Annotated in this window: 25 protein-coding genes; 12 read left to right on the top strand and 13 right to left on the bottom strand. The window is 35.8% G+C overall.

Annotated elements, in window-relative coordinates:
- Positions 1 to 278: 278 nt before the first annotated feature.
- From GVN22_RS24685 to GVN22_RS24670, 4 genes are all read left to right on the top strand, one after another.
- Positions 279 to 770 (top strand): hypothetical protein, encoded by a 492-nt coding sequence (locus tag GVN22_RS24685; protein ID WP_166553678.1) that lies wholly within the window; start codon positions 279 to 281, stop codon positions 768 to 770.
- A gap of 114 nt (positions 771 to 884) precedes the next feature.
- On the top strand, positions 885 to 1,289 hold the full coding sequence (locus GVN22_RS24680; protein ID WP_166553677.1) for a hypothetical protein: 405 nt from the start codon (positions 885 to 887) through the stop codon (positions 1,287 to 1,289).
- Between the two features lie 333 nt (positions 1,290 to 1,622).
- Complete coding sequence (locus GVN22_RS24675; protein WP_166553676.1) at positions 1,623 to 2,111, top strand: toxin-antitoxin system YwqK family antitoxin; 489 nt, start codon at positions 1,623 to 1,625, stop codon at positions 2,109 to 2,111.
- A 48-nt stretch (positions 2,112 to 2,159) separates the two neighbouring features.
- Positions 2,160 to 2,327, top strand: a complete 168-nt coding sequence (locus GVN22_RS24670; protein WP_166553675.1) for a hypothetical protein — start codon at positions 2,160 to 2,162, stop codon at positions 2,325 to 2,327.
- A 118-nt stretch (positions 2,328 to 2,445) separates the two neighbouring features.
- On the opposite strand, the gene GVN22_RS24665 is transcribed toward GVN22_RS24670, so the two are convergent.
- Both GVN22_RS24665 and GVN22_RS24660 read right to left on the bottom strand, forming a co-directional pair.
- Entirely contained in the window at positions 2,446 to 2,886 is a 441-nt protein-coding gene (locus GVN22_RS24665) for a VOC family protein (protein ID WP_166553674.1), read from the bottom strand.
- Between the two features lie 176 nt (positions 2,887 to 3,062).
- Positions 3,063 to 3,818 (bottom strand): SDR family NAD(P)-dependent oxidoreductase, encoded by a 756-nt coding sequence (locus GVN22_RS24660; RefSeq protein WP_166553673.1) that lies wholly within the window; start codon positions 3,816 to 3,818, stop codon positions 3,063 to 3,065.
- A gap of 165 nt (positions 3,819 to 3,983) precedes the next feature.
- Here GVN22_RS24660 and GVN22_RS24655 point away from each other — a divergent pair, with 165 nt between their 5' ends.
- The gene (locus GVN22_RS24655) at positions 3,984 to 4,295 is read left to right on the top strand and encodes a helix-turn-helix domain-containing protein (RefSeq protein WP_240915763.1); all 312 of its coding nucleotides are present in this window, start codon (positions 3,984 to 3,986) and stop codon (positions 4,293 to 4,295) included.
- Between the two features lie 95 nt (positions 4,296 to 4,390).
- Here GVN22_RS24655 and GVN22_RS24650 read toward each other — a convergent pair whose 3' ends face one another.
- From GVN22_RS24650 to GVN22_RS24625, 6 genes are all read right to left on the bottom strand, one after another.
- Positions 4,391 to 4,600 carry a helix-turn-helix transcriptional regulator gene (locus tag GVN22_RS24650; RefSeq protein ID WP_166553671.1) on the bottom strand — a complete coding sequence of 70 codons (210 nt, stop codon included), beginning with the start codon at positions 4,598 to 4,600 and terminating at the stop codon, positions 4,391 to 4,393.
- A 3-nt stretch (positions 4,601 to 4,603) separates the two neighbouring features.
- Positions 4,604 to 5,140 (bottom strand): DUF2975 domain-containing protein, encoded by a 537-nt coding sequence (locus GVN22_RS24645; protein ID WP_166553670.1) that lies wholly within the window; start codon positions 5,138 to 5,140, stop codon positions 4,604 to 4,606.
- Between the two features lie 312 nt (positions 5,141 to 5,452).
- Positions 5,453 to 5,992 (bottom strand): O-acetyl-ADP-ribose deacetylase, encoded by a 540-nt coding sequence (locus GVN22_RS24640; RefSeq protein ID WP_166553669.1) that lies wholly within the window; start codon positions 5,990 to 5,992, stop codon positions 5,453 to 5,455.
- A gap of 465 nt (positions 5,993 to 6,457) precedes the next feature.
- A complete protein-coding gene (locus tag GVN22_RS24635) occupies positions 6,458 to 7,042 on the bottom strand; it encodes a TetR/AcrR family transcriptional regulator (RefSeq protein WP_166553668.1) in 585 nt (194 codons plus the stop codon).
- A 96-nt stretch (positions 7,043 to 7,138) separates the two neighbouring features.
- The gene (locus GVN22_RS24630) at positions 7,139 to 7,894 is read right to left on the bottom strand and encodes an SDR family oxidoreductase (RefSeq protein WP_166553667.1); all 756 of its coding nucleotides are present in this window, start codon (positions 7,892 to 7,894) and stop codon (positions 7,139 to 7,141) included.
- A 164-nt stretch (positions 7,895 to 8,058) separates the two neighbouring features.
- A complete protein-coding gene (locus GVN22_RS24625) occupies positions 8,059 to 8,631 on the bottom strand; it encodes a hypothetical protein (protein ID WP_166553666.1) in 573 nt (190 codons plus the stop codon).
- 246 nt (positions 8,632 to 8,877) lie between these two features.
- On the opposite strand from GVN22_RS24625, the gene GVN22_RS24620 reads away from it, so the two are divergent.
- The 3 genes from GVN22_RS24620 to GVN22_RS24610 all read left to right on the top strand — a co-directional run bounded on the left by GVN22_RS24620 (position 8,878) and on the right by GVN22_RS24610 (position 12,931).
- Positions 8,878 to 11,205 (top strand): DUF6250 domain-containing protein, encoded by a 2,328-nt coding sequence (locus tag GVN22_RS24620; protein WP_166553665.1) that lies wholly within the window; start codon positions 8,878 to 8,880, stop codon positions 11,203 to 11,205.
- Positions 11,206 to 11,352: 147 nt separating this feature from the next.
- Entirely contained in the window at positions 11,353 to 12,399 is a 1,047-nt protein-coding gene (locus GVN22_RS24615) for a helix-turn-helix domain-containing protein (RefSeq protein ID WP_166553664.1), read from the top strand.
- Positions 12,400 to 12,412: 13 nt separating this feature from the next.
- A complete protein-coding gene (locus tag GVN22_RS24610; RefSeq protein ID WP_166553663.1) occupies positions 12,413 to 12,931 on the top strand; it encodes a PIN domain-containing protein in 519 nt (172 codons plus the stop codon).
- Positions 12,932 to 13,033: 102 nt separating this feature from the next.
- On the opposite strand, the gene GVN22_RS24605 is transcribed toward GVN22_RS24610, so the two are convergent.
- The 4 genes from GVN22_RS24605 to GVN22_RS24590 form a co-directional block, all read right to left on the bottom strand.
- Positions 13,034 to 14,725 (bottom strand): beta-xylosidase, encoded by a 1,692-nt coding sequence (locus GVN22_RS24605; protein WP_240915762.1) that lies wholly within the window; start codon positions 14,723 to 14,725, stop codon positions 13,034 to 13,036.
- A 111-nt stretch (positions 14,726 to 14,836) separates the two neighbouring features.
- The gene (locus GVN22_RS24600) at positions 14,837 to 15,391 is read right to left on the bottom strand and encodes a helix-turn-helix domain-containing protein (RefSeq protein WP_166553661.1); all 555 of its coding nucleotides are present in this window, start codon (positions 15,389 to 15,391) and stop codon (positions 14,837 to 14,839) included.
- A gap of 308 nt (positions 15,392 to 15,699) precedes the next feature.
- The gene (locus tag GVN22_RS24595) at positions 15,700 to 16,698 is read right to left on the bottom strand and encodes a hypothetical protein (RefSeq protein ID WP_166553660.1); all 999 of its coding nucleotides are present in this window, start codon (positions 16,696 to 16,698) and stop codon (positions 15,700 to 15,702) included.
- Between the two features lie 76 nt (positions 16,699 to 16,774).
- A complete protein-coding gene (locus GVN22_RS24590) occupies positions 16,775 to 17,695 on the bottom strand; it encodes a hypothetical protein (protein WP_166553659.1) in 921 nt (306 codons plus the stop codon).
- 670 nt (positions 17,696 to 18,365) lie between these two features.
- Between GVN22_RS24590 and GVN22_RS24585 the strand changes: the two genes are divergently transcribed.
- The 3 genes from GVN22_RS24585 (at position 18,366) to GVN22_RS24575 (ending at position 23,545) form a co-directional block, all read left to right on the top strand.
- The gene (locus GVN22_RS24585; protein WP_166553658.1) at positions 18,366 to 20,183 is read left to right on the top strand and encodes an NPCBM/NEW2 domain-containing protein; all 1,818 of its coding nucleotides are present in this window, start codon (positions 18,366 to 18,368) and stop codon (positions 20,181 to 20,183) included.
- Positions 20,184 to 20,217: 34 nt separating this feature from the next.
- Positions 20,218 to 22,797: an alpha-L-arabinofuranosidase C-terminal domain-containing protein gene (locus tag GVN22_RS24580; protein ID WP_166553657.1), complete on the top strand. Its 2,580-nt coding sequence runs from the start codon at positions 20,218 to 20,220 to the stop codon at positions 22,795 to 22,797.
- Positions 22,798 to 22,984: 187 nt separating this feature from the next.
- Positions 22,985 to 23,545 carry a hypothetical protein gene (locus tag GVN22_RS24575; protein WP_166553656.1) on the top strand — a complete coding sequence of 187 codons (561 nt, stop codon included), beginning with the start codon at positions 22,985 to 22,987 and terminating at the stop codon, positions 23,543 to 23,545.
- Positions 23,546 to 23,812: 267 nt separating this feature from the next.
- On the opposite strand, the gene GVN22_RS24570 is transcribed toward GVN22_RS24575, so the two are convergent.
- Positions 23,813 to 24,835: a LacI family DNA-binding transcriptional regulator gene (locus GVN22_RS24570; RefSeq protein ID WP_166553655.1), complete on the bottom strand. Its 1,023-nt coding sequence runs from the start codon at positions 24,833 to 24,835 to the stop codon at positions 23,813 to 23,815.
- Positions 24,836 to 25,098: 263 nt separating this feature from the next.
- Here GVN22_RS24570 and GVN22_RS24565 point away from each other — a divergent pair, with 263 nt between their 5' ends.
- On the top strand, positions 25,099 to 26,649 hold the full coding sequence (locus GVN22_RS24565; protein WP_166553654.1) for a glycoside hydrolase 43 family protein: 1,551 nt from the start codon (positions 25,099 to 25,101) through the stop codon (positions 26,647 to 26,649).
- Positions 26,650 to 26,889 lie beyond the last annotated feature (240 nt).

Raw genomic sequence — 26,889 nt, 5'->3', positions numbered from 1 at the left:
AGTAACCGCAGCGGCGGCCGCAAAAAAATCAAGAATTTATAAACTCGCTTCGCTCAAACAGTATAAATTCATTGCTTTCGCGAGCAAGTTTATGAAAGTTTAAACAACTTCATCGTTTGCTAAGAGACCAGCAATGGCTTAAATATATTCTTTATATTGATAAATCATTAGCAGTTGCTACTCCAGAATTAGTAAGAATGCTAGAAAGAATCACAAAACAAGGTGTTACAATAGTTGCATATTCATTGGAAGAATTAAGGAGTATATTAAAATGAAAAATGGGAAGACTTGCACATTTACTTAAAAACTGGGAAAATCATTCTCCAGAGAAAGTATTGATAGATACTGTGAAAATTTGTTTTCGTAACGGTATCAAATTTGAGTACCAAAATTGGAATAGTTATTTTTCAAATGGGTCACTTAAAAACACCGAGATTAGATTAGAGGAAGATTCTAAAAATGATGAGAAGCAAGGTTTTTTGTTATCAATTCAAGGCGTAGACATCGAACTCATTGAGCTTGGGCAAGATAAAGCATTTGATTATCTAATTCCAAATAAAAACTTATGTAGTTTAGCATATATTGAACCAGTCTGGCAAGAAAATTTAGAATTGATTTTTTTATTTATTTACGAGTATCTTAACATTAATCGAGACGATTATTTTTGGTTTGAAGGTGAAGATATACTTTCATGGGAATCCATACAGAATTTTGAAAAGGATGGTTTTGAGAGTTTTTTAAAGGTTGTTGGAATCCCCGACTGTTCATAGTGTTCCACAAAATACTACAGAAGATAGGTGAAATTAGCTTGTGCCTGACAATAGAACCCACAGCACCCGAAAAAATACAGATGATGAAGTTATAATTTTTTTTAATCCCAAATTATGAAGTTTGTATATATTTTAAATCGTAAAAACAACTTAGTGGAATTTTGTAAAATTAATTCTGAGAGGTATGATGTTTTAATTAGTTTAACTTCATTTACACTGAAAGAAGGATTGTTACCTGTTGAGTTTGATATTTATAAAATTGAAAATTTAATAAATACTTTGTTACATGAAAGGAGTTTAAAACCGCTAGATATTCCAGATTATGAAGGTCGGTTTTCAGAGGATGAAATTTTTGAATTTAGAATATTCAAAGAAATTAATTTAAAACTTTGTAATACAGGATTCGATAATAAAATTATTTTTTTAATAAACATTTATGAAAGTATTCTAAAAGATGAATCTCCATATTTTCTAATGTTTACCAAGTATTTGGGCGCTGTTGGTAGAAGAAATGGGTAATACTCATGATACGACTTATCAAATGCTGTTGATTATTACAAAAAAGTGAATTTTTCAATTAGCGAGTTGCTGTCGCTCGTATTGTTGGTCAAAAGACCAACAAGGGCTGAAGAAAAAGTATTGGGTTGTCACCAATCAAAAGTATGGAGAAGGCTACCAACATTATTGAAGCCATGACTTTGTTGGAAACGATAAAGACTTAAGCATATCTTCGATCGCTACTTTCTCATATTTTATTATTCACTAGACCAATAATGGTTAAAAAGTCAAGATGACATCATAATAATGATGTTAAAGCTCAAAAAAGCGTAATCAAAAATATAGAAAAAATATATGGACTTTAAGGGAAAAATGATTGTTACAGTTATTTTTTTGCAATTATCTTGTGAAGCGCCCAAAACTAATAATGTGGTAGTACATTATAAAAAAATAACAGCTAATAGAGACCTTCCGCAGGGAGTAACTATTAATGGATTAAAGCAAGGATTATGGATAGATTACGATACATTAGGACATTTCAGATCATCGGTGAGTTTTCTAAATGGAGTAGAAAATGGTGAGTTTAGAATATTTGGCGAATTTGGTAAATTAGTTCTAAAAGTAGATATTCAAGAGGGAAAATTCAATGGACGTTTTGAATATTATAATGAGAATGGAAAGATTTATGTAACTGGCAATTATAAAAATAACAAAAAAATAGGTGATTGGTTATACTACGATGATAATGGAGTATTGACTGAACAAGAAAAATGGAATAATGGAAAGATGTTAAGTAAAAAAGTATTCAAAAAATGTCCCCCGTTGGGTTCAAGTATCCAATAATTCTGGTTCAAGTCTGCGATTTGGATATTACCGTATTAATTTTTAAACATGACCTATTTATCTGAATTCCCCTTGTGGTTTCTCAATCATCCAAAGAATGTTGGATGTACCGAGGACGAAATAAAAGAGATGGAGTCTTTTTATGGCTTTAATTTTTCTGCCATTGTTGGTCTTTTGACCAACAATGAGTGCGTAAGCAATCACCAAGTTCGATAATAAAATATAGATTTATTATGCAGATGATCACAACCAAAAGAAGGTCTATTCTTTCATTCTAGTAATTGCTGGCACTCGTATTGTTGGTCTTTTGACGAGTAATGACAAAAGGTTTTATTTACACCTGACCATTATACTTTGGGTCAAAATCTACCATCCATTCTATACCGTATTTATCTCGAAACATACCGAAATACGAACCCCATGGACTATCTGCTATTGGCATTTCGATATTTCCTCCTGCTGAAAGTCCATTAAACAAATAATCTGCCTCTTCTTTACTTTCAGCACTTATTGAGATTTTACTTCGATTCTCTTGCTCATTGACTTTTCCTAGTACGTTTGGCACATCGCTCCCCATTAATACATTGGTCTTGCCGATTGGTAAAGCTATATGCATTACTTTATTGGCTTCTTCCTCTGGAAAAGGTTGTTCGGGGTTTTCTAAATCTTTGAATCTTGCAATCATAGCGAATTCGCCGCCGAATACAGATTTGTAAAAATTGAATGCCTCCTCAGCATTGCCGTTATAATGTAGATAAGGATTAATGAGTGCCATAGTATAAGAGTTTAGTTGTTAACATGTTTGGTTGAGAAATGCCCAACTTACACTAAGTTAAAAAGAACTTTTGCTTTTCACTATGATTGAAATGAATATTTGAAACCAATAAAATAAAAACAGGCAAAGCAATCATCATCAATTGCTTTGCCTATTTTTAAAAGTTAACCCAATGACTACAAGCCATATAAGCCACCTGCAACGGTTATTTTCTCTCCAGTAATCCACCCAGCATCATCTGAGGCTAAAAATACTGCCACTTTGGCAATATCTTCTGGTTGCCCGATTCGTCCTAGTGGTGTTTTAGAAATCATGGCTTTTTCGGCATCACTTCCTGTGATACCTGCGGTGATTGTTCCTTCTGTTTGGACTCCGCCAGGAAGTAATGAATTAATACGGATATTCCGTCCGCTAAACTCTTTAGATAAGGAAATAGTGATGGCGTCTAAGGCTGCTTTTGTGGCAGAATAAACCGACATCATAGCAGGAGGCGTGGTACTTGCACCCGAACTGATATTGATAATTACACCGCCTTTTTCATCAAATTGCTTAACAGCCTCCTTGATGGTTAACAATGAACCTAATACGTTGGTATTGAATTGCTGGTGAAAAGAATCTTCCGAAAATGTCTCGATTGGAGAGAACTGATATATCCCTGCATTATTGACCAAAATATCTACTTGTCCAAACGCATTTTTTGTTTCCTCAAAAAGCTGACTTACCTCTGTTGCTTTAGATACATCGGCTTTAATGGCGATAGCGGTGCCTCCATTTTCGGTAATACTGGTCACTACTTTTTCCGCTCCTTCTTTACTTGATGCATAATTTACGACTACCTTGGCGCCCTCTGCGGCAAAATATTTTGCGATGGAGGCTCCAATACCTTTTGAAGCTCCTGTTACTATTGCCACCTTGTTTGATAACTTGCTCATGAATGTTTTCTTTAAAGTTTGAGTGGCAAAGGTATATGTTGTTAGTTTATTTTAGTAACTTGGTGTCAAAAAGTAACAGTATCATTGAGGTAATACAGTAACACTTTAGTAACAAGGAAAAATATGAAATGTGAAGAATATCAAGGGGATGAACACAAAAAAGCAATGCTGGCTGTCCAAGATTCTATGGATGTGCTGAGCGGGAAATGGAAAATTAATATTATATCTTCGATTTGCTATTACAACAAAAGACGATTTTCAGACATTTTGAATGATGTCAATGGTATCTCCAACAAAATGTTGAGTAAGGAATTGAAAGAGCTGGAAACTAACAAAATTATTAAACGCACTGTGTTGGAAACCCAGCCTATTACCGTACAATACGAACTTACTGAGCACGGAAAAACCTTGCAGACCATTATCAGAAACCTGACTGATTGGGGAAGACGACATCGTCGTGAAATAATCGGAAAATAGCTAGTTAAACATTGGAAGCAATAACAAATGTTTATAAATGAAAAGCCAAACTCTGAGCAAAAGAGTTTGGCTAAATAGTTTTTTGATAGATATCCTTATTGTTCCATGACATATTCTAAAATATCGGCAGGTTGACAGTCCAATGCTTTGCAAATAGCTTCTAAAGTACTAAAACGAATTGCTTTGGCCTTACCTGTTTTTAAGATAGAAAGATTAGATAAGGTCAAATCAACTCTTTCTGAGAGCTCATTAAGCGACATTTTACGTTTGGCCATCATAACATCTAAATTTACAATAATCGGCATATTTTAAACTGTTAAATCGTTTTCATTTTGGATTTCAACTCCTTTTTTAAATATAGTGGCAATCACTGAAATAACCGCTGCCATCAGGATAAACGCCTGACTATCTGCCCAAAATGGATTTAGATTATCGACAAGATAACCGTGATGCTGTAAATTTTTGGCAGATTGCTGGGCTATATAACTACCGATACCTATGATCAATGTATAGTAGCTAATTTGTGTGATTTGTGCAGAAGTAAAATCGTTGAAAGGCTTTGATAAGTTCAGCTTACTCATGAGTTTGATAACGACATAGAATAAATAAGCTTTTAGAAAAGCGATGACCAAAATAAAACTGTACATACTACCAAATGCCCATTTACTTCGTCGATACATGTCGCTTAAATCTAATTTTTGATATAGATTTTGGACAAACTCAGGTTTGTAAATGCTGAAAATAAAGTTGGTTACCAACCCACCTGCTTCGATACATAAGCCTACAAAGATAATCCATGCGACCACATGTAAACTTTTAAATACAAAGTTGTTTTTGCTTGACATAATTTTAAGAAGTTTAAGTTATGTCATAAAAGTAATAAATATTTATTGATAAACAATAAATATTTATTTTTAATCAAAGATTTATTTGGTGTTTTATTACGGTTTATCAATAAATTGATACTTCTATCGATATATTATACCTTCACAGGTAGCAAGAATTTCCAAATCGATAAATAAGCTAACATGTGTGTAAATAGTTGTCTAAAGTAGGGTACCAATGTAAAAACTGGACACAGAAAATTATGAGGTAAATGCTTAATATAATATGAAGGAAGACAATCAAATAGGTTTCTATTAACCCTAATTGAAATATTATTCTGTGGAGAGTTTGAGCTTTTGCATTTGATTATTTGCGTATTTATAATTATCATCATCGAAACATACAAATACTATTTTTTCAAAATAAGGTTGCTCCGTCACAAATTTATACACGGTTTCAAATGCAATTTGCGCCGCCAATTCCTTTGGAAATTTATAGATACCAGTACTAATATTGGGAAACGCAACTGATTTACAATGATGGTCTTTTGCCAATAGTAAAGCCTTGGTATAGCAAGAGGCAAGTTTTTCAGCTTCATGCTTATTACCGCCATTCCAAACTGGTCCTACGGTATGAATTACGTATTTGGCAGGAAGTTTCCCTGCTGTGGTAATAACAGCTTCTCCAACTTTACAACCGCCTTGTTTTGCGATGATTTTACGACAATCCTCTAAAATCGCCGAACCTCCTGCACGATGAATAGCGCCATCAACGCCACCGCCACCTAATAGGGAAGTGTTGGCTGCGTTGACGATTGCGTCAACTGACATTTTAGTAATATCAGCTTTAACTATTTCGATTTTAGTAGACATTGAAGTCATTGTCGTGAGTTATCTATTTCTATTATACTAAGAAATAAATTTTCATGTTATTTTATTAAACTAGCCCAATTCAAGATTTCTGGGTAAAGCTCCTTCACTTTCTTACGATTGTCCAGAACGCTGTAGGGTGCGATAGACTTCAACATTGTTTGCATTCTGTCACACTTAAGGCACTCAAATAAGTCTGTTTCAAGAATGATTGCTACCAAATTGTCGCCCCTTTGGAGTTTTCAAAAAGGAAAGTGTGGTAGTTATTTTAGTTATTTTAGTTATTCAATTTTATTTTTGCCCGCTATTGGCTCTAAGCAATATGCTGTAAGCTGAAAATTCAAAAGTGCTTCTAATGAAATCATGAATACATTTTTGCCTAAGCCTACAGCTTATAACCTAAAGCCTATTAGTTCAATTTTTGAGTATAAAGTATTGATATTTAAATTTACAACTCATAATTCAGCACTAATACCTAATCACCGACAATGTCACTCCAATAATATCCTGATAAACAGCTTTGTCGGCTCCTGACTTAGCAGCAACTCTAAGCCCTGAAATCGTATTAAATAGAAAACGAGCTAAGGCTTTTGCATCACTCTGCTGGTTGATTTCTCCCAAATCTTGACCTTTTTTGACAAGAAGATAAAAAGCTTCTTCTATATCCTGCATATTGTCTTTCACAATTTTCTGAATTTCAGGATCATGAGGTGCAAGTTCAATCGTACTATTTGTCATAAAACAGCCTTTATTACAAACGGTATTTACACTTTCGTTGGTCAACATTTCGAAAAGCTGTTCAATAGTTTGCAAGGGATGCGACGATTGCTTTGCCATGTTAATTAATGCACCCGCAGATTGCTTGCGATATTGCTCTAAGGCTGAAATATACAATTTATGTTTGTCTCCAAAAGTATCATATATACTCGAACGACTCAAACCTAATGTATTGACTACATCTTGCATAGATGCCCCATTATAGCCTTTAAACCAGAATAAATCTATTGCTTTATCCAAGATTTCTATTTCGTCAAATTCCTTTGTCCTCGCCATAATATGTATTGATTTAGTGTAGCAAAATAGCTTTGCTGAAAGATTTTCAACAAAGCTATTTAAACGGAACGTTTATTCCAAATTTGGATAAAAAAATTAGTTTAATACAGGGTTTACAGTCAAGCCTCCATCTATGACTAGTTCAGTTCCTGTGATAAATGAAGCATCTGAAGAAGCTAAGAATACGACAGCTTTACCAATTTCGTTGGCTTGTGCAAATCTATTCAACAAGATTTTCTTGCCAAGTATTTCGCCAAATCCAGCTACTTCTTCGTGACCTAAACCTAATTTACCATAAAGGGGAGTTTCTACTGGACCAGGAGAGACTGCATTTACACGAATTTTTCTTGGGGCTAATTCTGTAGCAAATACTCTGTTGAAGGCCAAAATCGTGGCTTTGCTACCAGCATACACACTAGAATTTGGCATACCAACATGGGCATTGATAGAGGTATTGAAAATAATCGAGGCACCGTCATTTAAGATAGGTAAGAATTTTTGGAGTGTGAAGAATACGCCTTTGACATTGACATCCATAATGCTATCATAGTGCTCTTCTGTAGCAAATTCTAAAGGTGCGAATGAGGCAACGCCAGCATTTAAGAAAATGATGTCGACTTTGCCATAAGTAGTTTTTACTTCCTCTACCAATCTATCAATAGAGGTTAAGTCACCTTGATCTGCCACGATGGCTTTGGCTTGTAATTCTGAAGCAGCCGTTTCTAGAGAGGTCTTGTTTCTTCCTGTTATAATAACTGTTGCGCCTTCTGCACTTAATTCTTGAGCTGCTGCGTATCCGATACCGCTGTTACCGCCTGTAACGATTGCGATTTTATTTGATAATTTGTTCATTTTATTCGTTGTTTTAGATTTTAAAACCCCTTATCGGAATGTTTGTTCCGTAAAGGTAATGTATTAGGAACGATTGTTCCAAATAAAATCGAAAAAAAAATGGAAAATATTTTTCAGCAACACATGAAGAGGAAAATGAAGACTGTATGCCGAATGAGAGATTATTACATTTCTTTCGAAAACAAAGGCATAACAATAGTCTCTTTTGATGAAAGGAAAGGTTTTTTGAAAGGAGCTATATCTTCACTGGATGATTGTTCAATGATGGTTCCGCCAGCATAATACCATTTGATGGTGGTTTCAAAAAGTAATTGTTTACGACTAAATAATTTTTGCCAGTTTGGATTTTTGTTGAATTGCAAATAGGCAAAGCTCTGGCTTAGCAGTATTTCAAATGATTTTTTGTATTCTTCAGGACAGTTTTCACTATAAATGATTTGTTCAGTATTTGCCAAAGAATCTAATCTGACTACCACGACCCAAGAGGTTTCGAGAACACGGTAATTGTTTTTGTTCATCAAATCATAGAGCGTTCTTCCAACCCATTGCTCCGAAGACTCAACCTGTTCCACTGCGGAATGTAATTGAAATACGAGCTGATTTTTCTCCGAATTAGGGAAGGAAAGCTGTGCTTGTTGTTGCCATTTTTCTAAAGAAGTTTGAGTAATCGAACCTTGAGCACATCCCCAAAATGAAGGAAGAAATAGTATGAGAAAAAGTTTAAAAGAATGAGACATTGACCAAGTTTTTAAAGACAATTCAAGATTAGTAATGTGCTAATGATGATAGAAACCTTCGAAAGCGTACCCTGCTTTTTAAAATTATATTTTGTAAAAAAAGGATAATTCCATATTACCGAAATCAGAAATCTCCAAATTTTAGAAATCTTTTGTACAGTGCTAAATCCAGCAAAGTGCTGTCCATCACAGGACGGTATCTTCACAAAGGTATCCTACATTTGCGTGATCATAACCATCTCTATCATGAATACCTTTATTTACAGAAACCTATTTTTTCTATTTTTAGGAATCAGTCTTAATTCATTTGGGCAAGTAAAACGAAATTCTACGACCGAACAAACGGTCTTATCCAACGGCAAAGTAAGCTTTACTTTTCAGCATAAAAATGCTGATGTAAGTGCTGTTTCGTATGCAAAGCATGACAATGTTTTAGGGAAAAATGGTCGTTTTTACCTGCTCGGGCCAGGTTTTTCGATGGCTCCTAGTGAGTTTAGAGTAGTCAGGGAAAACTCTGATTTAGTCGAAATTGCTTTCAAACACGTTGCCAGTAATCATTTCACTTACGATTTACATTATATCCTCACCAAAGAGACTTCAGGGATTTATTGTTATTTGGTACAATCTCACGCAAAAGGCGATTCTATAGCCGATTATGGACAAACTCGTTTTGGTATTCGTGCAGATGATCAATTGTTTGATTATCATTTAGTTAGAGATGATATTCAAGGTAAAATGCCTCCTATGAGTGTGCTGACACAAGAAATCCAAGATTGGACTTACCGCTTACCCGATAGCTCAGTTTACACAAAATACGATTTTAGCGACTATATCGATGGACGTTATGTGCATGGTATGGCTGGACAAAAGTCTGGTCTGGGAATGTTTATTATTCAGGCCTCACATGAATATCTCAATGGTGGTCCTACTAAGCAATATAATACCGTCCATAGTACGCCATTTTTGATGAATATGTTCAATTGTGGACATTATTTACTGGATAAAAGAAAAGGCGATAATCTAGTCAAAGACAACTGGACGAAGCTCAATGGTCCCTTCTTGATTTATTTTAATGAGGGTAAAAATATCAAAACTGTTTGGGCTGACGCCAAAAGAAAGGCCGAAGAAGAAAAAGTAAAATGGCCTTATTCATGGATGAGCCATAAAGAATATCCATTAGCACGTGGAGCTATAAAGGGGAGTATCCAGATTAACGGAAAAGTTCAGCCCAATACCAGAATCATTTTGGCAAATCCCAATTTTGATTGGCAGGCTCAATCTCAAGGGTATATTTTTGATACTCGAAGCCAAAAAGATGGATCATTTTTGATCAATAACGTTCGTGCTGGAAAGTACACTTTGTATGTAGTTGCTGAAAATGTGATGGAGGAATTCCGACTTGATAACATTCAAATAGAGGAGATCAAAACGCTTGATTTAGGGAAAGTCAGTTTTCAACCAAGTAATAGCGCCACGACTTTGTGGCAAATTGGAACAGCAGACCGCACAACCAAAGGATTTGGTTTTAGCGAACGTAATCGCAACTACCAGACTTTTACCCAAACCCCTGAAACCCTTGATTTTTATATTGGGAAAAGTAAAACCAAGGATTGGTACTATGCCCAAACAAAAAATGGTTCATGGAATATTCATTTTGATTTACCTGATTCACTTAGCAATACCAAAGGCGAATACGTGTTAACAGTTGGAGTGGCGGGCGCTAGTAGAAATGCTAGTCCAGAAGTGTTGCTTAATGGTAATTTGATTGGAAAAAGAGCATTTGGAAACGATGCAAGTATTTATCGTTCAGCGATTTTGAGTGGTTATTACCAACAATGGGAAATACATTTTTCAGCAGAATACCTAAAGCAAAAAGGTAATACGCTTTCTTTTGTGATGAAAAACCTCAAACATGGCGCAGGAATCATGTACGATGCTATTCAGTTGGGAATTGCTCCAAAACAAAAACTGGTTTTCCAAGATGATTTTTCCAGAAAAGAATTAGGCGAAAATTGGGTTACTGAATGGGATAAAGCCAAAGGTTCTTCGTACGGTATAAAAGACGAAAAATTATGGGTGGATACCCAAGGCGGTATATCGGTTTGGCTGAATCAGAAACTCCCACAAAACGTAAGAATTGAATGTACTAGAAATGTGGTTGTGGAGGGTAAACCCAACGACAGACTTTCAGATTTGAATTTCTTCTGGAGTTGCCAAGACCCTAAGTTCGAGCGTAAATCTGATGGTAATTTTGCGACGTATGATTCATTGGCTTTGTATTATGTTGGTATTGGAGGAAACTACAATTCAACTACCAGATTACGAAAATACGATGGGAGAGGAGAGCGAGTTTTGTGGCAGGAAAAAAATGATAAAGCACATTTATTGACGGAAAACTCCGTTTATAAAATTGTCTTGGAGGTAAAGCAAGGACAAGTATCGGTTTGGGTAAATGGAGAACTGTATTTTACTCAAAAAGACCCTAATCCACTAGGAGGAGGCTATTTCGCTATTCGCTCGACCAAATCACGCCAATGGATAGATGATATAAAAATCTATGAGTTGTTGGAGTGATAGCTGGGCTGTTGATATAAAATAGTTTTAAGGATTGGAATCCTCAGAAATAGCCAGCACTAGCATGTGAAAATATATGATAGAAAGTTTTTTGTGGTTGACAAAAAATGTAATTTTACATAAAATGTCAACCAATCGATTAACGCCATGAAAGAAATTGTATCTTCAAAAATCAAACAAGCTAGAATTCTTCAAGCTATGTCTTTACAAGATTTAGCTGATAGGATTGGTGTGTCGAAGCAAATGATTTCAAAATATGAAAAAGGAGATTCAATTCCTTCAAGTAAAATGCTTATTAAGCTGGCAAAAGCACTTGAAGTGAAGATGGATTATTTTTTCTTGCCATCAAGTGTTGAGTTAGGTGAGATTAATTTTCGAAAAAAGAATTCCTTTTCAATAAAGAAAATAAATTCCTTGAAGGAAAAAATTAAGATTGAACTATCTAATTATCTCGAAATTGAAAACATACTTCAAATCAATAATTCCTTTGAAAATCCTATAAAAAGGAGAAAGGTTAGTGCCACTAATGACATTGAAGAAATTGTATCAAATTTAAGAATCGAATGGGAAATTGGATTTGATCCCATACATAATATTATACAATTGCTGGAGGATAAGGAAATCAAAATTATAGAAATCAATGAACCTGAAAATAATTTTGATGGTCTAGCAACCATAATTAATGGAAAATATCCTGTTGTAGTGCTAAACAAGACCTTTAGTGTTGAAAGAAAGCGTTTTACCCTGTTACATGAATTAGGACATTTATTATTAGAATTACCTGAGTGTGATGTAAAATTTGAAGAAAATATATGTAATAGATTTGCGGCGGAGTTTTTATTTCCCCAAAATCTAGTGATAAAAGAGTTTGGCAATAAAAGAGAGTCTATATCTTTTAGAGAGCTAGTGGAGGTGCAGAAAAAGTATGGAATTAGCATTCGAGCAATTATTTACAGATTAAAAGATGCAAATATTTTTAGTGAAAATAGACTTACTGAATTCTATAAAAAACTCAATTTTAATCCTGCCTTGAAAAAAGAAATTGATCAAGAAAGGTTTCAATCTTCAGAGGTTTCTCACCGCTATGAACAGCTTGTGTATCGAGCATTATCACAAGAATTAATTTCCATAAACAAAGCCGCATCTTTACTAAATGTGAATGTAAATGAAGTATTAGAAAGTTCGATAATGTAGTAAATAGACCTAGATGAGAATAGTAATAAATGATGCAAACATTTTAATAGATTTGATTCATCTCGAATTGATTCACCTTCTATTTGAACTTAAACACTTAGAGTTAAAAACCACAGATTTTGTGTTTGAGGAATTGGAGGAACACCAAAGAGCGATTCTACAGATTTTTATTGATCAAGGGACTTTAGAGATAATTGAATCTGATGAAATGGATTTAGAGCGTATATATAACCTTTTGATTCAAACGAGTGGTTTAAGCTTTGAAGACTGTTCTGTGTGGTATTTTGCTAAAATTAACGATGGTATTCTTTTGACGGGAGATGGTAAGTTAAGAAGGCAATCTACGCAAGATGGAGTAGAGGTAAGAGGCGTTCTATTTGTTTTTGACGTGCTATTAAAGACAGGTTTAATGAATTTTAGTTATGCCATTCTAAAATTGAATCAATTGTATCAAATCAATACTAGGTTACCTATCAAAGCTAAAAACGAACGAATTGAATTTTGGAGCCGTGAAGAACATATAGTTTACTAATTTCAACAAAATAATACTTGTAAAGGTCTCTAATTCATATTTAGTTGAATAGCAGTTAGAGAAATAACTCGTGCTGGCTTCCAAGCCAGCACGAGCGTAGGATTACCATTTAAAATGTAAAAACGATACGCCTTGTCTTGGCAATTTCATCTTGATTTGCGTCTCTCCATTTTTGGGTGTTATCCATTCGGGAGAAGTAAGTAATTGCAATTGTCCTGCTTTTTCGAGTATCGCAATTTGTTCTGCGGTGGGTTGTTTGGGCGAGCCCATCGTTTTCCAGACTTCGTAAGCATTACTATTTTCTTTGTCGATACGATAGTGCAATAAAGCCACTTTTCCAGCAGGTAATCCTTTTACAGATATTTCTACTGTTGCGTCTGGGGCAGACACATTATCGTCATGATAATTCCAGACCATTACTCCCGCAGAGTTTGTGCTTTTTGAAGCTAAAGCATTAATATCAGCAGCCTCTCTCACACTTTGGTCTCTAACTTTTTTGAAATCATACGCTAAATTCTGCTTCACTTCCACACGATTTCCTTCCATCATTCCAAACATACGGAATACATTTAGTACAGGCTTATCGACACCATTCGTAGCTAAATCTCTGAATCCACGAAACCATGCTTGATCTTCAAATTCAAATGACCATGAAACTGCTCCCAACAAATTTACACCTCTAGCTTCTGCTAATTCGTATTTTCTAGCGAAAGACGCCGCCGTGTAACTTGAGTACATAGTTCCGTTACGGTAAGCATTTTGGGGATGTAAATCCTCTGAACAAGCTGCACAGCCTTCAGGGTCTGATTCTCCAATGATAATCGGCAATTTCTTCAGCGTTGGATAGGACGCTACAATCTCAAATCCTTTGTCAATATCACGGAGTTGCGTTCCCATATTCATTTGAACATGTCCGTTCACAATTTTAGGTGCACCCTTGGCATGATACGTAATGAAATCAATAGGCGAACCTGTTTTACCTGTAACATAGTTTTTACCTTTGGTGACATGGTCTAAAAATGTTTTCAAAAATGTAGCTGACTTATCCCAGTCTGGTCCAGTTACTTCTGGTCCACCGACTTTGGCGGTTGGTAAAGCACGCTTTACCGCATCTGCCGAGTAATCATACAATTTGATATACTCCTCCGTCGTGCCTTTCCAATAACCGATGTTTGGTTCGTTCCAAAGTTCCCAATACCAGCTTTCTACCTCTTTTTGACCATATTTCGCCACCGAATGTTTTACCCATTGATAAACCAATTCAGCCCATTTGTTATAATCTTTGGGTGGATACGCCCATCCTGTATAAATATCATTATAATTATCTCCTGGTTTCCAGTAGTGACGATACGGGGTCGGATGGCTCGAAAGCGCTTCTGGCATAAAGCCAATTTGAGCGATAGGTTTCATGCCACGTTCGATATAAGTATCAAAAATTTTATCAACGATAGTCCAGTCATAAATAGGATTTCCATTGGCATCTTCTGTATAAGCGTTGGTAGAACCCCACTTCAAAGCGGCCGTTCCGTCGCCAGTCACCAATAAGCTGTGTGCCCTTACATAAACGGGTACTTTACTTAATTGCGAGATTTCCGTCAGCAATTTTTTGCCGTCTTTCATATAGGTATAGTTCGGTTCGTCGTAACCAAACCAAGCCCATATTGGCTTCATGGGAGCTTTTGTCTTGGACAAATCAACCTGAATTGATACAGGAGTTTGTTCCTGAGCAAATACTGGAACTGTCATCGCCATAAATTGGACTGCTAACAACAGTAAAAATGATGTTTTTTTCAAGTGCATTTTATTGATTTAGAAATGTGAGTATTTTCATGATGTGGCTGTGTAGAATTCTAGATAATTCGGCTTTTGTGAGCTATAAAAAGTAGTAAAAAAGAGGGATTTAGGCTATACAAAAATATCTAAATAGTGTACTTCATCAGATATGGGCATAATACCGTGCTTTTGTAAACAGTTGAAATAGAGGCTGTCACCTGTTTTTAGGTGATAATCTATTTCACCGACAGTCATCTTCATTTCTCCACTAATGATATAAATGAATTCTTCACCTTCGTGTTGCAAAAGGTGTGGTTTTACTTCTCCTTTTCGAGCCACAAATAACATCGGTTGCATTTTTTTCTGATGATATTCTTGTCCAAAAGGATAAAAGAAATATCCTTTTTCGGTTTGTCTGAGGTTATCTTCCGCTTTTTGTTTGGTCGTCAGAATGGCATTTAAAAAGGCTTCGGTTTCCAATAAACTGGAAATAGTCGTCCCCAAAGTATGGGCAATTTTAATCAGTGCCGCCACCGAAGGAACCGTTTTGTTATTCTCGATTTTCGAAATCATACTTTTCGATAATTCACTGCCATCTGCTACCTCTTGTAGAGTTCTTTTTTGATTCGTCCTTAATATCCTAATGCGGTCTCCGATATTCATTGTATTTGTTTCTTCTGACGACATAAATTTCTACTCTGTTTACTATTTGTACTATATTGTTTATTTGTATTCAACTTAGTTGAATACAAATAAACAATATAAACCATTAATAATGCAAGTTATTGTAGTATTATTTTACGTTTTCTGTCTGGATGTTGGTTTAAATAGCATTCCTACGACTCAAAGTGAAGAAGAGAGTGTCGCTTGTAATAGCTATATAATAATCTATGTTTCCATAATCATTTTGGTGCTGAGGTAGGCAATGGGGACAAGCGTAACGACTATTTAGGTAGTTTAAAGAGTATAAAAAAACCTGCGTTGTTGGAAGGTTTTTAAATTTTATTACTTTGAATAAAGGTAGAGATTTTCTGTGATTCTAATAATATAAATATTTTCTCGGACTCAATTATTTCCATTAATGTAGTAGTTGTATTAACATCCCCTTTAATAAGTTCCTCTATCTGCTTTAGTTTTTTATTAGAGCTTTTCAAATAATTTATGAATGTGTATTCAAACGAAGACCCATACTCTTCTGAGCTTAATTCATGTACTTCTATCATTGAATTGATAAACCTATCGATGTCGTATAATGATTTATTTGATTTTTGCCATTCTCTATAACAAATCTCAAATTTTTGACTAAAATGAGGTCCTAAATTTTCATAATTCTCTCTGAAAGCTAATGCTATTTTTTCTTTACAACTCAAGATATAATCTTTAGAGCTTGTTAGGCTTGATTGTATTTGTTCTAACTTACCTGTAATCTCGTGAAGTGTATCGAATAGAACTAAAATTGAAGTAGATCTTTCAGTGTATTGCTCAGATAAATCTATATTTTCAATGTATGCTAAAAAGTACTCCTCTTCATTTAGTGAGTTTATAATTTTATTTAACCTATCAAAATTTGAAGGGGCATTCCTTTCAGAAATAATATGGTCATAAAATAAATAATCATCATTTAATAATGAAATACTAGTTATAATTGGAGTGGTTGAAAGGTCTATTTCTAAGACTGTACGTCTTAATACACCAAGAAAATATGATAATTTATCCTTTTGGAACTGTAATTTTTCCTTCCTAACCCTTTCTTTTTCATCGTAGATTGTATAAACCACTCCAAGTAAAGCAATACCAGAAAAGACAGTATTTAATAACCCAAACATATCTCCAAATGTACCACGCTCCGCAATAAGGTCTATTTTGTTATCTTCATTGGGTATTGAGTAATGGCGATTATGAATTATCAGAAAGTCTATTATCGTTGGATAATACCAAATAATGACGAGAAATAGATTGAGCAGGATGATAATCTGGAGATAGATTTTTTTCATTTTTCGAGTTTATAATATCATCTGTAGTAGAGATACATTATTGAACTGTAAAGTTTTATTAAATAATTCTTCGAACTTAAAGGTTCTCAGTGAGATCTAAAAAATCTACAAGTTCTTTGTGCAAAGAAGTTATTTGTGATTCCCAAGCACTTTTTTTCCAAAAATAGCTATCTAATAAATCAATCAGTGACGTTAATCGAAAATTAGGTGATTGCCAATCAACTTTCTCTTCCAGAAGTGACAAAGTTTCAGTGCTAAATAGATCGCAATTATTAAGAAAGCTAAATTTATTTTCAGAGCGTTTATCTACTAATAAAATCTCAACTTTTAAATTATGAATTTCCGACTGAATTTGTTTTAACTCCTTTCTTGTTATAGTTATTAAGTTCATTAAATCCTTAAAATTTGAATGCAAGAGTTCAATTTTATAGTATATTTCAATTATTTTATCAGCTTTGGGATGGTTTGTACTATGATACGCTTTAAATATTTCATCTCTTGATGTACTGAGTAGAGCTCTAAAATAATAATCAGTTGACGCATCAAGTTTTGCATCAATATATGTCTCCCTCATACTAAACTTGCTTGTTATAATCTTATTTAGCCTAGCTCTTAGCGGAATGACACTTTCAATATTTAATGAATTAAGGTTAGATTTGAAATATTTTATCAACAAAAAGCTTATCTCATTCTTTTCCTTTTTTAAAATATCCTTATCAATTTTAAATAGACCAATTTGTACTAATACTGCAATAACAGCTCCAAGTGAAGCTAGACCAGATACAAAAGTATTTAAAGGTCCATACATATCTCCGAATGTTCCTCGACCAAATCCTTCAGCTTCATGGGACAAATCAGATGTAGGGTTGTGATAGTTGAACACATGTTTCAAATAGATAGGATACCAATAAAAAATCAAAAACCAAATAATCCCAATTATGAAGATTGTCGCCAATACTTCACTCCAATATTTTTTTATGTAATTTACAAATCTCATTCGCTTAAGCATTAAAACGGTATACTGAAATTTCTCCGACAAGGATAATCTTTAGTTCCCAGTTTTCTTACCTTGACCACATCTTTTCCAAAGATATTTTGCAAGTCGTGTAGAGTAGCCTCTAAGGTCTGAATATTGCAGAACTCGGCAAGGTGCCAGTCTAGGTGTCGTTAAAGTGGAAGTAAAAACGGTTATCCTTCAGAATTTTCCTGTTATATTACGCATTTAATCCTGAAATTCAATAATCTTCCTGCTATCTCTGTTCAGGGCGGAAAAATTGCTTTGAAACTATGAACAATCCGAACCAACAGGCATTACACCCTCACAGATATACGCTCATACGTTTGATGGTGTGAGCAGTCAAATGAAGTAGTAAATCTGATTTGTCTATTTTGCTCGTTTCGGTGTGGATGCGCTTGATAGATGCTAATTCATCTGAATTGGTGAGTACTTGCTAGGACGCCAGCACTAGCACTTGCGTAATACTTTTGATTTTTCAATTTCCAAATATGAAATAATTGAACTGTAAAATTGTCTTTTCCCACTAAATTATTTAATATTTCCTTCTAAATTTGCATGGCTATCCCACAGAACCCAACAGTTCTGTCATTTTTTTTACTTTTATTTGTGTCAAAATGACACATTTGTTCCCAAGGTATTAACAAAACTTATGAAAAAAACTCTTATCACTGCGCTGACTTTATTGGCGAGTGTAACCTTTGCTCAACATAAAGCTGATTTTCATCAATGGGCCGCAACACCTCCAATGGGCTGGAATAGTTGGGATTGTTTTGGTCCGACAGTAACCGAGTCGGAGGTAAAAGCCAATACGGATTATATGTCCAAAAATCTCAAGCAGTTTGGTTGGGAGTATGTCGTGGTGGATATTCGCTGGTATGTATCCAATGACAAAGCGCATGGCTATAACCAGACTGACCCTCAATATAATATCGATGAGTATGGTCGTTTGTTACCTGCCGAAAATCGTTTTCCGTCTGCCAAAGGAGGAAAAGGTTTTAAGCCACTAGCCGATTATATTCATAGCAAAGGACTGAAGTTTGGTATTCATATTATGCGTGGTGTACCAATTGTGGCGGTCGAAAGAGGCTTGCCTATCAAAGGTACAAAAGTGACTGCTAAGGATATTTATTCTCCAGCAGACCAATGTAGTTGGTTGCGTGATATGTACACGATTGTGCCCGATAAAGTTGGTTCTCAAGAATATTATAACTCTATTTTTGAGTTGTACGCTTCTTGGGGACTCGATTTTGTAAAGGTCGATGACCTTTCTTCTCCGATTTATTTCGAAAAAGAGGTCGAGATGATTCGTAAGGCAATTGACAGAACTGGTCGTAAAATTTTGCTAAGTACTTCACCAGGCGAAACTCCTATTGACCACGCTGACCATGTGCAAAAAAATGCCAATATGTGGCGCACTGTTGGCGATTTTTGGGATAGCTGGGAGCAACTCAAAGAGCATTTTGAAGTGTTTGAGCGCTGGAATAAATGGAGAGCCTTTGGGGCGTATCCTGACGGAGATATGTTGCCAATGGGTCGTATTGGTATCCGTGCAGAAAGAGGTAATCCTCGTATGAGCAACTTCACCAAGGACGAACAATATACTCTGATGACGCTTTGGAGTATCTTCAAATCGCCCTTAATGTTTGGTGGAAACTTCCCTGACAATGATGCGTTTACAAATGCTTTAATTACCAATACTAGTGTGTTGGAGGTCTTGAAAAAAAGTACCAATAACAGACCTTTATTTACGAAAGAGGAAAGCGCTGCTTGGGTAGCCGATGCTCCTCAAAAAGGAGAGAAGTTCTTGGCGGTATTTAACAAAGCCGACCAGAAAATGGCAGTAGAAGAAAAGGCTGTATGGAAAAGTGGACTTATTTCAAGAGATACGCCAAATCAAAGCCAAGCTTTGGATATTCCTTTGAAAGGGGCGAAGAAGCTCTATTTGGTTACTACAAACGGAGGTGATAATACGGATTGGGATCATGGCGATTGGGCAAATCCAGTTTTGTACAATGATAAAAACTCTCTATCGCTTACAGAATTAACATGGAAAAAAGCCACTGCTGGTTGGGGTAAAGTTCGAGTAAATCAAGGTGTGTCGGGTAGTGATTTGGTGGTTAATAAAAACAAGGAAAAAGGGATAGGAACTCATGCCAACTCGGTCATTGAGTTTGATATTCCTGAAGGATATACGCATTTCAAAGCCTTGGTAGGGGTGGACAATGCCGCTGCCATGCAAAATGTGGGAGCTACTATGCAGTTTATGGTATTTACCGAGGACCCTGCTGGTCCAGTCGTTCCCGAAAAATCAGCGATTTCAATTGATTTGAAAGCGCTTGGATTTACTGGAAAATGCCAAATCGTTGATTTATGGTCTGGAAAAAAAGTGGGTGTTTTTACAGGTACTTTTTCTCCAGAAATTAACCGCCACGGAGCAGGGATGTACAAAATTATTCCTGTCAAATAATCTTGATTTTAACCTTTAACCGAATATCAATTTTATGAAAAAACTACTTTTTCTCTTGTGCTTTTTTACGATAAAACTCTCAGCACAAACTATTAAGCAAGATTCTGTGTATCTTTTTTCTTATTGTTCCTTAAAAAATGATGGAAAAATTGGCTTACAACTTGCGTGGAGCACTGACAAAAATACATGGAACGCCATTGGAAGCGATTTTGGTGTATTGGGTTCTGATTATGGTACTTGGGGTGCTCAAAAAAGAATGTTAAGCCCATTTTTATGGCTCGGTGCGGACGGACTTTGGCATTGTGTTTTTTCGGTAAATGAAAAGGATAATGCCTTGGCACATGCGAGTTCGGTCGACCTAATCGCTTGGGGGCGTCAGAGTTATCCAGTGTTTACAGGAAGTGAAAACTGTTTATTGCCAGAGTTTACTTACGATACCAAAACGAAGCAATATCTTATTTCTTGGTTAAGTAAAAAAGGAGACATGACAGATGTTTTTACCACAATAACCAAAGATTTTAGAAGCTATGGAAAAGAACAAAAAGCGTCTTTGTCGGCTCGTTTAAATCTTAGAACCGAAGTTAAATTAGGGGAAAAAACCGAGACAGGTTTGGTGTATAAAGTTTCTTCAGCAGTTGTCAATAAGCTCTTGAAGCATTTGGATACTGAAAAAGAAAGACAAAAGTTGTATCGTGAAAACTTATATGAGGATACTGTAAAGCTAGCGAATTTAAAGCCATTATCGGCGCAAGTAAATGTTGATTTTCAGAAAAGAAAACCGATTAGTTCAACCTTGATGGGTATCTTTTTTGAGGATTTGAATTATGCAGCCGATGGTGGTCTCTATGCCGAATTAATTCAGAATAGAGATTTTGAATATAAACTTTCCGAAAAAGGAGGTAAAGATAAAACTTGGACGGCGACAAAAGCTTGGCATACAACGGGTCAAGCCAAACTGACTATAGACTCTATACGTCCAATTCATTATAACAATGCTCACTTTGCCGTATTGACTACCACACAAAAAGGCGATGCTCTAGTTTCCGAAGGTTATGAAGGTATTGCATTGAAGGCTGGAGAAGGTTATTATTTCTCTTTATTTGCCAAAAATATCACTGGAAAAAACAGCAAACTTTCGATTCAGTTGAAGGATGCCTTGGGCAAAGTTTTCGCTGAAGGTGCTGTGAATGTGAAAGGAAATGTTTGGCAGAAGTATGAAATTAGTTTATTGGTTAAGGAGTCAACCGCTAATGCTGAGTTATCGATTGTTCCAGAAACCGCTGGGCAATATGCCTTAGATATGATTTCGCTTTTTCCGAAAAATACCTTCAAAGGTCGTCGCAATGGACTTAGAGCGGATATTGCACAGGCACTTGCCGACCTTCATCCACGTTTTGTAAGATTCCCTGGAGGCTGTGTGGCGCACGGGAATGGTTTGGATAATATTTACAAATGGAAAAATACGATTGGAAAGTTAGAAGAGCGCAAACCAATGTTTAACCTTTGGGGCTACCACCAAAGTATGGGTATTGGTTATGGCGAATATTTTCAATTTTGTGAAGATATAGGAGCCCAACCTTTACCAGTGATTGCGGCAGGCGTTTGTTGCCAAAACTCAAGTGTGGGTGGCGCTGGACAACAAGGTGGTATCCCGATGGAACAAATGGATAGCTATATCCAAGATATTTTAGACTTAATTGAATGGGCAAATGGCGACTTGACTACCAAATGGGGTAAAGTGCGTGCCATGAATGGTCATATCAAGCCATTTAACTTGAAATACATTGGCATTGGAAACGAAGATTTGATAACAGATTTGTTTGAAGAACGCTTCAGAATGATTTTTAAAGCTATCAAAGCAAAATATCCAGAGATTGTTGTAATAGGCACCGTTGGACCGTGGTCGGAGGGAACTGATTATGTAGAAGGCTGGAAATTAGCGAATGAAATCAATATTCCGATGGTCGATGAGCATTATTATCAATCGCCAGGCTGGTTTATCAATAACCAAGATTATTACGACAACTATGACCGTAGTAAATCTAAAGTTTACTTGGGCGAATACGCAGCACATATCGGTGGAAGAGCCAATAATTTGCATACTTCCTTGGTTGAGGCACTACATTTGAACAGTCTTGAGCGTAATGGCGATGTGGTAAGTATGTCGTCGTATGCACCGTTATTGGCAAAAGAAGGACATACTCAATGGAAACCTGACTTGATTTTCTTCAATAATACCGAAGTAAAAACTACGGTAGATTATGAAGTTCAAAAGCTATATGGCGTTCACGCTGGAGAAAGCTATATTGCGAGCCAGTTGGAGTTGTCAGACAATGATTCATATCTTAAAAAACGAATTTCTGTTTCGGTTGTTGAAGACAGCAAAACCAGAGATTTGATTATCAAATTGGTGAATGTATTGCCAACTTCGGTTGATACTAAATTGAATTTGAAGGAATTCGATTATCTCCCAGAAGCGCTTAAAATTACCCTTGCAGGCAATTTAAAAGATACCAAAGTAACGCCTGTGGAAAGTAAACAGTCGGTTGCTCCAAGTTTTTCAACCAATCTTCCTGCACATTCGTTGACAGTAATTCGTTTGAAGAGAAAGTAACCTTTTGTAACTAAGCGGTTTCAATTTTTTTAAAATCAATACAATGCAACGCCTTTCGTCTAAGATACTATATCGTGACGGAAGGCGTTTTTATGTCATTTACTCAATTGTCTCAAAATAAAATAGGTGTTACGAATCCCCGAATTGGGAATTTAATTATTTTGCCAAAAATCAACATTCACATACTATGAAAAAATCGACGATAATCTACTGCTTAATATTGACGGGCTTATTTGTACGTTGTTCCAATTTTAAAGATAAAACAGAAGTAAATAAAGAGGATTCTCTGAAAGCTGCTAAACTGGCTCCTAAACCCGTTTATGATGGTATTTATCGTGTAGAAGGCGACTCAGTAGTAATACCTAGTTTTGAAATTGAAGTTGAGTTGAGTCCAAAGGCTGAGGCTAAAATCGAAAAGGATAAGGAAAGCATAATCGTGTCTGCCTCTTTTTCAGGGATTCCGATTGACCCAAATTCTCCCAATATGCAAGAGTGGGCAGAAGGTGGCATTGCTGGTAAAGAAATCGAATTGATGGGGCAGCGAGTGGCTAGATTTGAAAATATTAAGGTGAAAAAAAGTACCTTAGATTCTGTCACGGGTAAAGACTTAGAATTGCTCATCAATGTCTACACAGGTCGTAGAACAAACCCCGATAACTTATTAGACTGTGGCATACTTTCTGAAAAAATGGCAAAGGTTCAAAATAAGAAATTTGTTCTGAAGGCTAAATTGATTTACGGAGAATAGGTGAGAAATAATTGAGTGAATTGAGATTGAGTGACTATTTTCATCTGTAGAGCTCCAATGTCTTACTTGTTTGTGTTTATTGGAAAAAGGCATCAAAATATTAGTATTAGCTATTAATTAAAAAATGCGTTCAAGAAAGCCATTTCGAACGCATTTTTTATGCTGTAATTTAGAATGATACATCATGAAACGCAAAGTAAAGTGCTTCTAAGTATAAAATATAGATTAAAAATAATCACTTAATTAGGGACAACACATTTTCAAACTTTACCTCCTCGTCGAACTCTGTCTAGTCATCAACTCTGTTTCCAGAATCACCTCATTGATTTTAGGGATACCATTATTTTTACGAATATCGTCAAAATAAACACGGGCTGCTCTGATACCTAATTCCTTACTTTTTTGATCAACAGAAGATAGGGAAGGATTCATAATAGCAGTGAAGGTTTCGTTGGCAAAACCAAAAATGCCCAAATCTTGGGGCACTCGGATACCCAGTGATTCTGCTTTTTGTAAGACAGCTACTGATTGATGGTCTGACACAGTAAAAATTGCATCGGGTCTATTTGTATCCTTTAAAAGCTGGTCTATCACTTCGGTAACAACACTCAAATCAAAAACATCATCAAACAATAGGGGGGCTTGTGCCGAAAAATCTGAATCTTCCCAAGCTTGCAGAAAACCATCACGTCGTTGTTTGAAAGTAGTTAGGTGGGTAGGACCACCCAAAAAAGCAATGCGTTTATATCCTTGACCAAAAAGACTTTGCATGACATCATACGCTGCTTTTTTGTTGTCATTTAGAACTTTACAGCTATTTAGTTGGTCGAGATAACGATCAATTTGAATTAAAGGAATGTTATGCTGCGCGATGTTTTCCAAATGTTCGGTTGTGGTAGTTTCAGCCGCCACTGAGAGAATAATACAGTCTACATTTTGCCGAACCAAGGTGTCTATAGCCATACTTTCACGTTGGAAAGATTCATGCGTTTGACAAATTATAAGACTGTGATTATGTTCGAAACAGATTTCTTCAATTCCTGCAATAATTTCAGAGAAAAAACTCTGATTAATATGCGGTACAATTACACCAAGGGTTTTGGACGAACCTTGACGCAAATTGGCGGCGTGCGAATTAAGCTTAAAATTCAATTCTTTGGCTTTTTTCTTTACCGCAGCCACTACTTCTGGATTGATAGAAGGGTGTTCATTTAGGGCTCTCGACACATAAGATGCCGAAATTCCCATGGCTCTTGCCAAATCATATATGGTGATTCTTCTCTGACTCATTTTCTAAAATAACAGGGTTTAGTACTGTTACATGGCTAATTACGAAGTAAAGTTACGTTTTATTCATATCTACCGAATACTTTTTGCTAAACAAACAAAAAGATAATAAAATATATGAATAATAATATTTCAAAATATTTGCTTTATCCTAATAACCTTTTTAACTTTGTTCATTATAATTTTTAATCAAGGCTGTCATCGACATGCCTTTTATTTTACCTCTAAAAGTGTCAAATTGACACATTGTAAAAAAAGACCGATTTATGTTAAAAAAAATTGTTACCTCTTTTTTCCTATTTATAAACCTTTGGGCGACTGCACAAACAGAAAAAGCACAGAATCCAATTATTTTTGCAGATGTGCCCGACATGTCGATGATACGGGTAGGTGATACCTATTACATGAGTAGCACTACCATGCACATGGTACCAAATGTACCCATTATGAAATCCAAAGATTTAGTGAATTGGCAGTTGGTGAGTTATCCTATTGATACACTTGCCACTATTGATGAGCTGAATTTAACGAATGGGAAAAGTACCTACGGACGTGGTTCTTGGGCAAGTAGTCTAAGATTTCACCGAGGTACCTACTATGTAACCACGTTTGCTCAAACGACCAATAAAACTTACGTTTTTACTACAAAAAATATAGAAAAAGGACCTTGGAAAGTCCATTCTTTTTCACCATCCTATCATGATCATACCTTATTCTTTGACGATGACAAGGTGTATTTAATTTATGGTGGAGGAAAATTAAATATAATTGAACTTAAGAGTGATGTTTCTGGGGTGAAAGAAGGGGCTACTCCTCAGGTGCTAATCGAAAATGCAAGTGCACCTGCTGGAACCCTTGGCTTACCTTCTGAGGGGTCTCAGCTATTCAAAGTAAATGGGAAATACTATTTGTTTAATATTGCTTGGCCGAAAGGTGGTATGCGCACCGTTGTAGTTCACCGTGCGGATAAAATTACAGGACCATGGGAAGGCAAAGTGGCATTTCAAGACAAAGGCGTTGCGCAAGGAGGCTTGATTGATACTCCAGATGGAAAATGGTTCTCTTATTTGTTTAGAGATTACGGTGCCGTCGGTCGCATTCCTTATTGGGTACCTGTAACTTGGGAAAATGGCTGGCCAGTATTGGGCGAGAATGGTAAAGTTCCTGCCACACTCGATTTGCCAGCAAGCAAAGGTTTAATTCCACATTTGGTAAACTCTGATGAGTTTACGCGTAAAAAAGGAGAACCTTCGTTGCCGCTAGTTTGGCAATGGAACCATAATCCTGAACACAAACTTTGGAGCCTTACCGAACGAAAAGGTTTTTTACGTCTCAAAACTGCTCGTATAGATACGTCGTATTTATTGGCAAGAAATACATTAACACAGAGAACTTTTGGTCCAACTTGTTCGGGTAGCGTTTTACTTGACGTTTCAAATATGAAAGAGGGCGACTTTGCTGGATTAAGTTTATTACAAAAGATTTTTGGACAAGTAGGGGTGAAAGTTAAGAATGGCAAAAAATCAATCATAATGGTAAGTGCCAATACGGGAAAGCCTGTTGAAATCGAAAATGTAGCTATTACTCAAAACCAAGTTTATCTAAAAGCTTCCTGTGATTTTACAGATCTGAAAGATATTGCGGTATTTTACTACAGTCTCGATGGAAAAAATTGGATTAAGATAGGAGAACCTCTTAAGATGAAATATACCCTGCCGCATTTTATGGGTTATCGATTTGGCCTATTTAATTATGCCACCAAAGAAATAGGAGGTTCTGCCGATTTTGACTATTTCAGAATTAGTAAAGACCTATAAAGATATGAGTGAAATAAGAGTTTGAGGCGAGCAATTGTTTTGATTTCGGATATCTGATGTTGGATTTCGGAAGTGTAAGCTTCTATATTTTGCAAGAAATGAAGGTATATTTCTTTATTTCTAAATCAAAAATCCAAAATCAGAAATCAGAAATAGTTAGAAATTGTCCTTGCCTAAAATAGGTTGCCCTGAGTTTTAGCCAAGTTAAAGTAATCAAAATAGTAAAATAGTTTGATTTGG

It is taken from the genome of Cellulophaga sp. BC115SP (genome assembly GCF_009905545.1).
Taxonomy (GTDB): Bacteria; Bacteroidota; Bacteroidia; order Cytophagales; family Spirosomataceae; genus Flectobacillus; species Flectobacillus rivi.
Note: the sequence above shows the minus strand (reverse complement) of the source record. Positions and strands in the feature narration are given on the sequence as shown.

Coding starts and splice junctions, on each gene's coding strand:
- GVN22_RS24610 (WP_166553663.1), top strand. CDS start 12,413: ATGAGAATAGTAATAAATGATGCAAACATTTTAATAGATTTGATTCAT.
- GVN22_RS24645 (WP_166553670.1), bottom strand. CDS start 5,140: ATGTCAAGCAAAAACAACTTTGTATTTAAAAGTTTACATGTGGTCGCA.
- GVN22_RS24580 (WP_166553657.1), top strand. CDS start 20,218: ATGAAAAAACTACTTTTTCTCTTGTGCTTTTTTACGATAAAACTCTCA.
- GVN22_RS24575 (WP_166553656.1), top strand. CDS start 22,985: ATGAAAAAATCGACGATAATCTACTGCTTAATATTGACGGGCTTATTT.
- GVN22_RS24625 (WP_166553666.1), bottom strand. CDS start 8,631: ATGTCTCATTCTTTTAAACTTTTTCTCATACTATTTCTTCCTTCATTT.
- GVN22_RS24670 (WP_166553675.1), top strand. CDS start 2,160: ATGACCTATTTATCTGAATTCCCCTTGTGGTTTCTCAATCATCCAAAG.
- GVN22_RS24620 (WP_166553665.1), top strand. CDS start 8,878: ATGAATACCTTTATTTACAGAAACCTATTTTTTCTATTTTTAGGAATC.
- GVN22_RS24630 (WP_166553667.1), bottom strand. CDS start 7,894: ATGAACAAATTATCAAATAAAATCGCAATCGTTACAGGCGGTAACAGC.
- GVN22_RS24665 (WP_166553674.1), bottom strand. CDS start 2,886: ATGGCACTCATTAATCCTTATCTACATTATAACGGCAATGCTGAGGAG.
- GVN22_RS24600 (WP_166553661.1), bottom strand. CDS start 15,391: ATGTCGTCAGAAGAAACAAATACAATGAATATCGGAGACCGCATTAGG.
- GVN22_RS24590 (WP_166553659.1), bottom strand. CDS start 17,695: ATGAGATTTGTAAATTACATAAAAAAATATTGGAGTGAAGTATTGGCG.
- GVN22_RS24680 (WP_166553677.1), top strand. CDS start 885: ATGAAGTTTGTATATATTTTAAATCGTAAAAACAACTTAGTGGAATTT.
- GVN22_RS24675 (WP_166553676.1), top strand. CDS start 1,623: ATGGACTTTAAGGGAAAAATGATTGTTACAGTTATTTTTTTGCAATTA.
- GVN22_RS24570 (WP_166553655.1), bottom strand. CDS start 24,835: ATGAGTCAGAGAAGAATCACCATATATGATTTGGCAAGAGCCATGGGA.
- GVN22_RS24595 (WP_166553660.1), bottom strand. CDS start 16,698: ATGAAAAAAATCTATCTCCAGATTATCATCCTGCTCAATCTATTTCTC.
- GVN22_RS24635 (WP_166553668.1), bottom strand. CDS start 7,042: ATGGCGAGGACAAAGGAATTTGACGAAATAGAAATCTTGGATAAAGCA.
- GVN22_RS24650 (WP_166553671.1), bottom strand. CDS start 4,600: ATGCCGATTATTGTAAATTTAGATGTTATGATGGCCAAACGTAAAATG.
- GVN22_RS24660 (WP_166553673.1), bottom strand. CDS start 3,818: ATGAGCAAGTTATCAAACAAGGTGGCAATAGTAACAGGAGCTTCAAAA.
- GVN22_RS24565 (WP_166553654.1), top strand. CDS start 25,099: ATGTTAAAAAAAATTGTTACCTCTTTTTTCCTATTTATAAACCTTTGG.
- GVN22_RS24615 (WP_166553664.1), top strand. CDS start 11,353: ATGAAAGAAATTGTATCTTCAAAAATCAAACAAGCTAGAATTCTTCAA.
- GVN22_RS24685 (WP_166553678.1), top strand. CDS start 279: ATGGGAAGACTTGCACATTTACTTAAAAACTGGGAAAATCATTCTCCA.
- GVN22_RS24655 (WP_240915763.1), top strand. CDS start 3,984: ATGCTGGCTGTCCAAGATTCTATGGATGTGCTGAGCGGGAAATGGAAA.
- GVN22_RS24640 (WP_166553669.1), bottom strand. CDS start 5,992: ATGTCTACTAAAATCGAAATAGTTAAAGCTGATATTACTAAAATGTCA.
- GVN22_RS24585 (WP_166553658.1), top strand. CDS start 18,366: ATGAAAAAAACTCTTATCACTGCGCTGACTTTATTGGCGAGTGTAACC.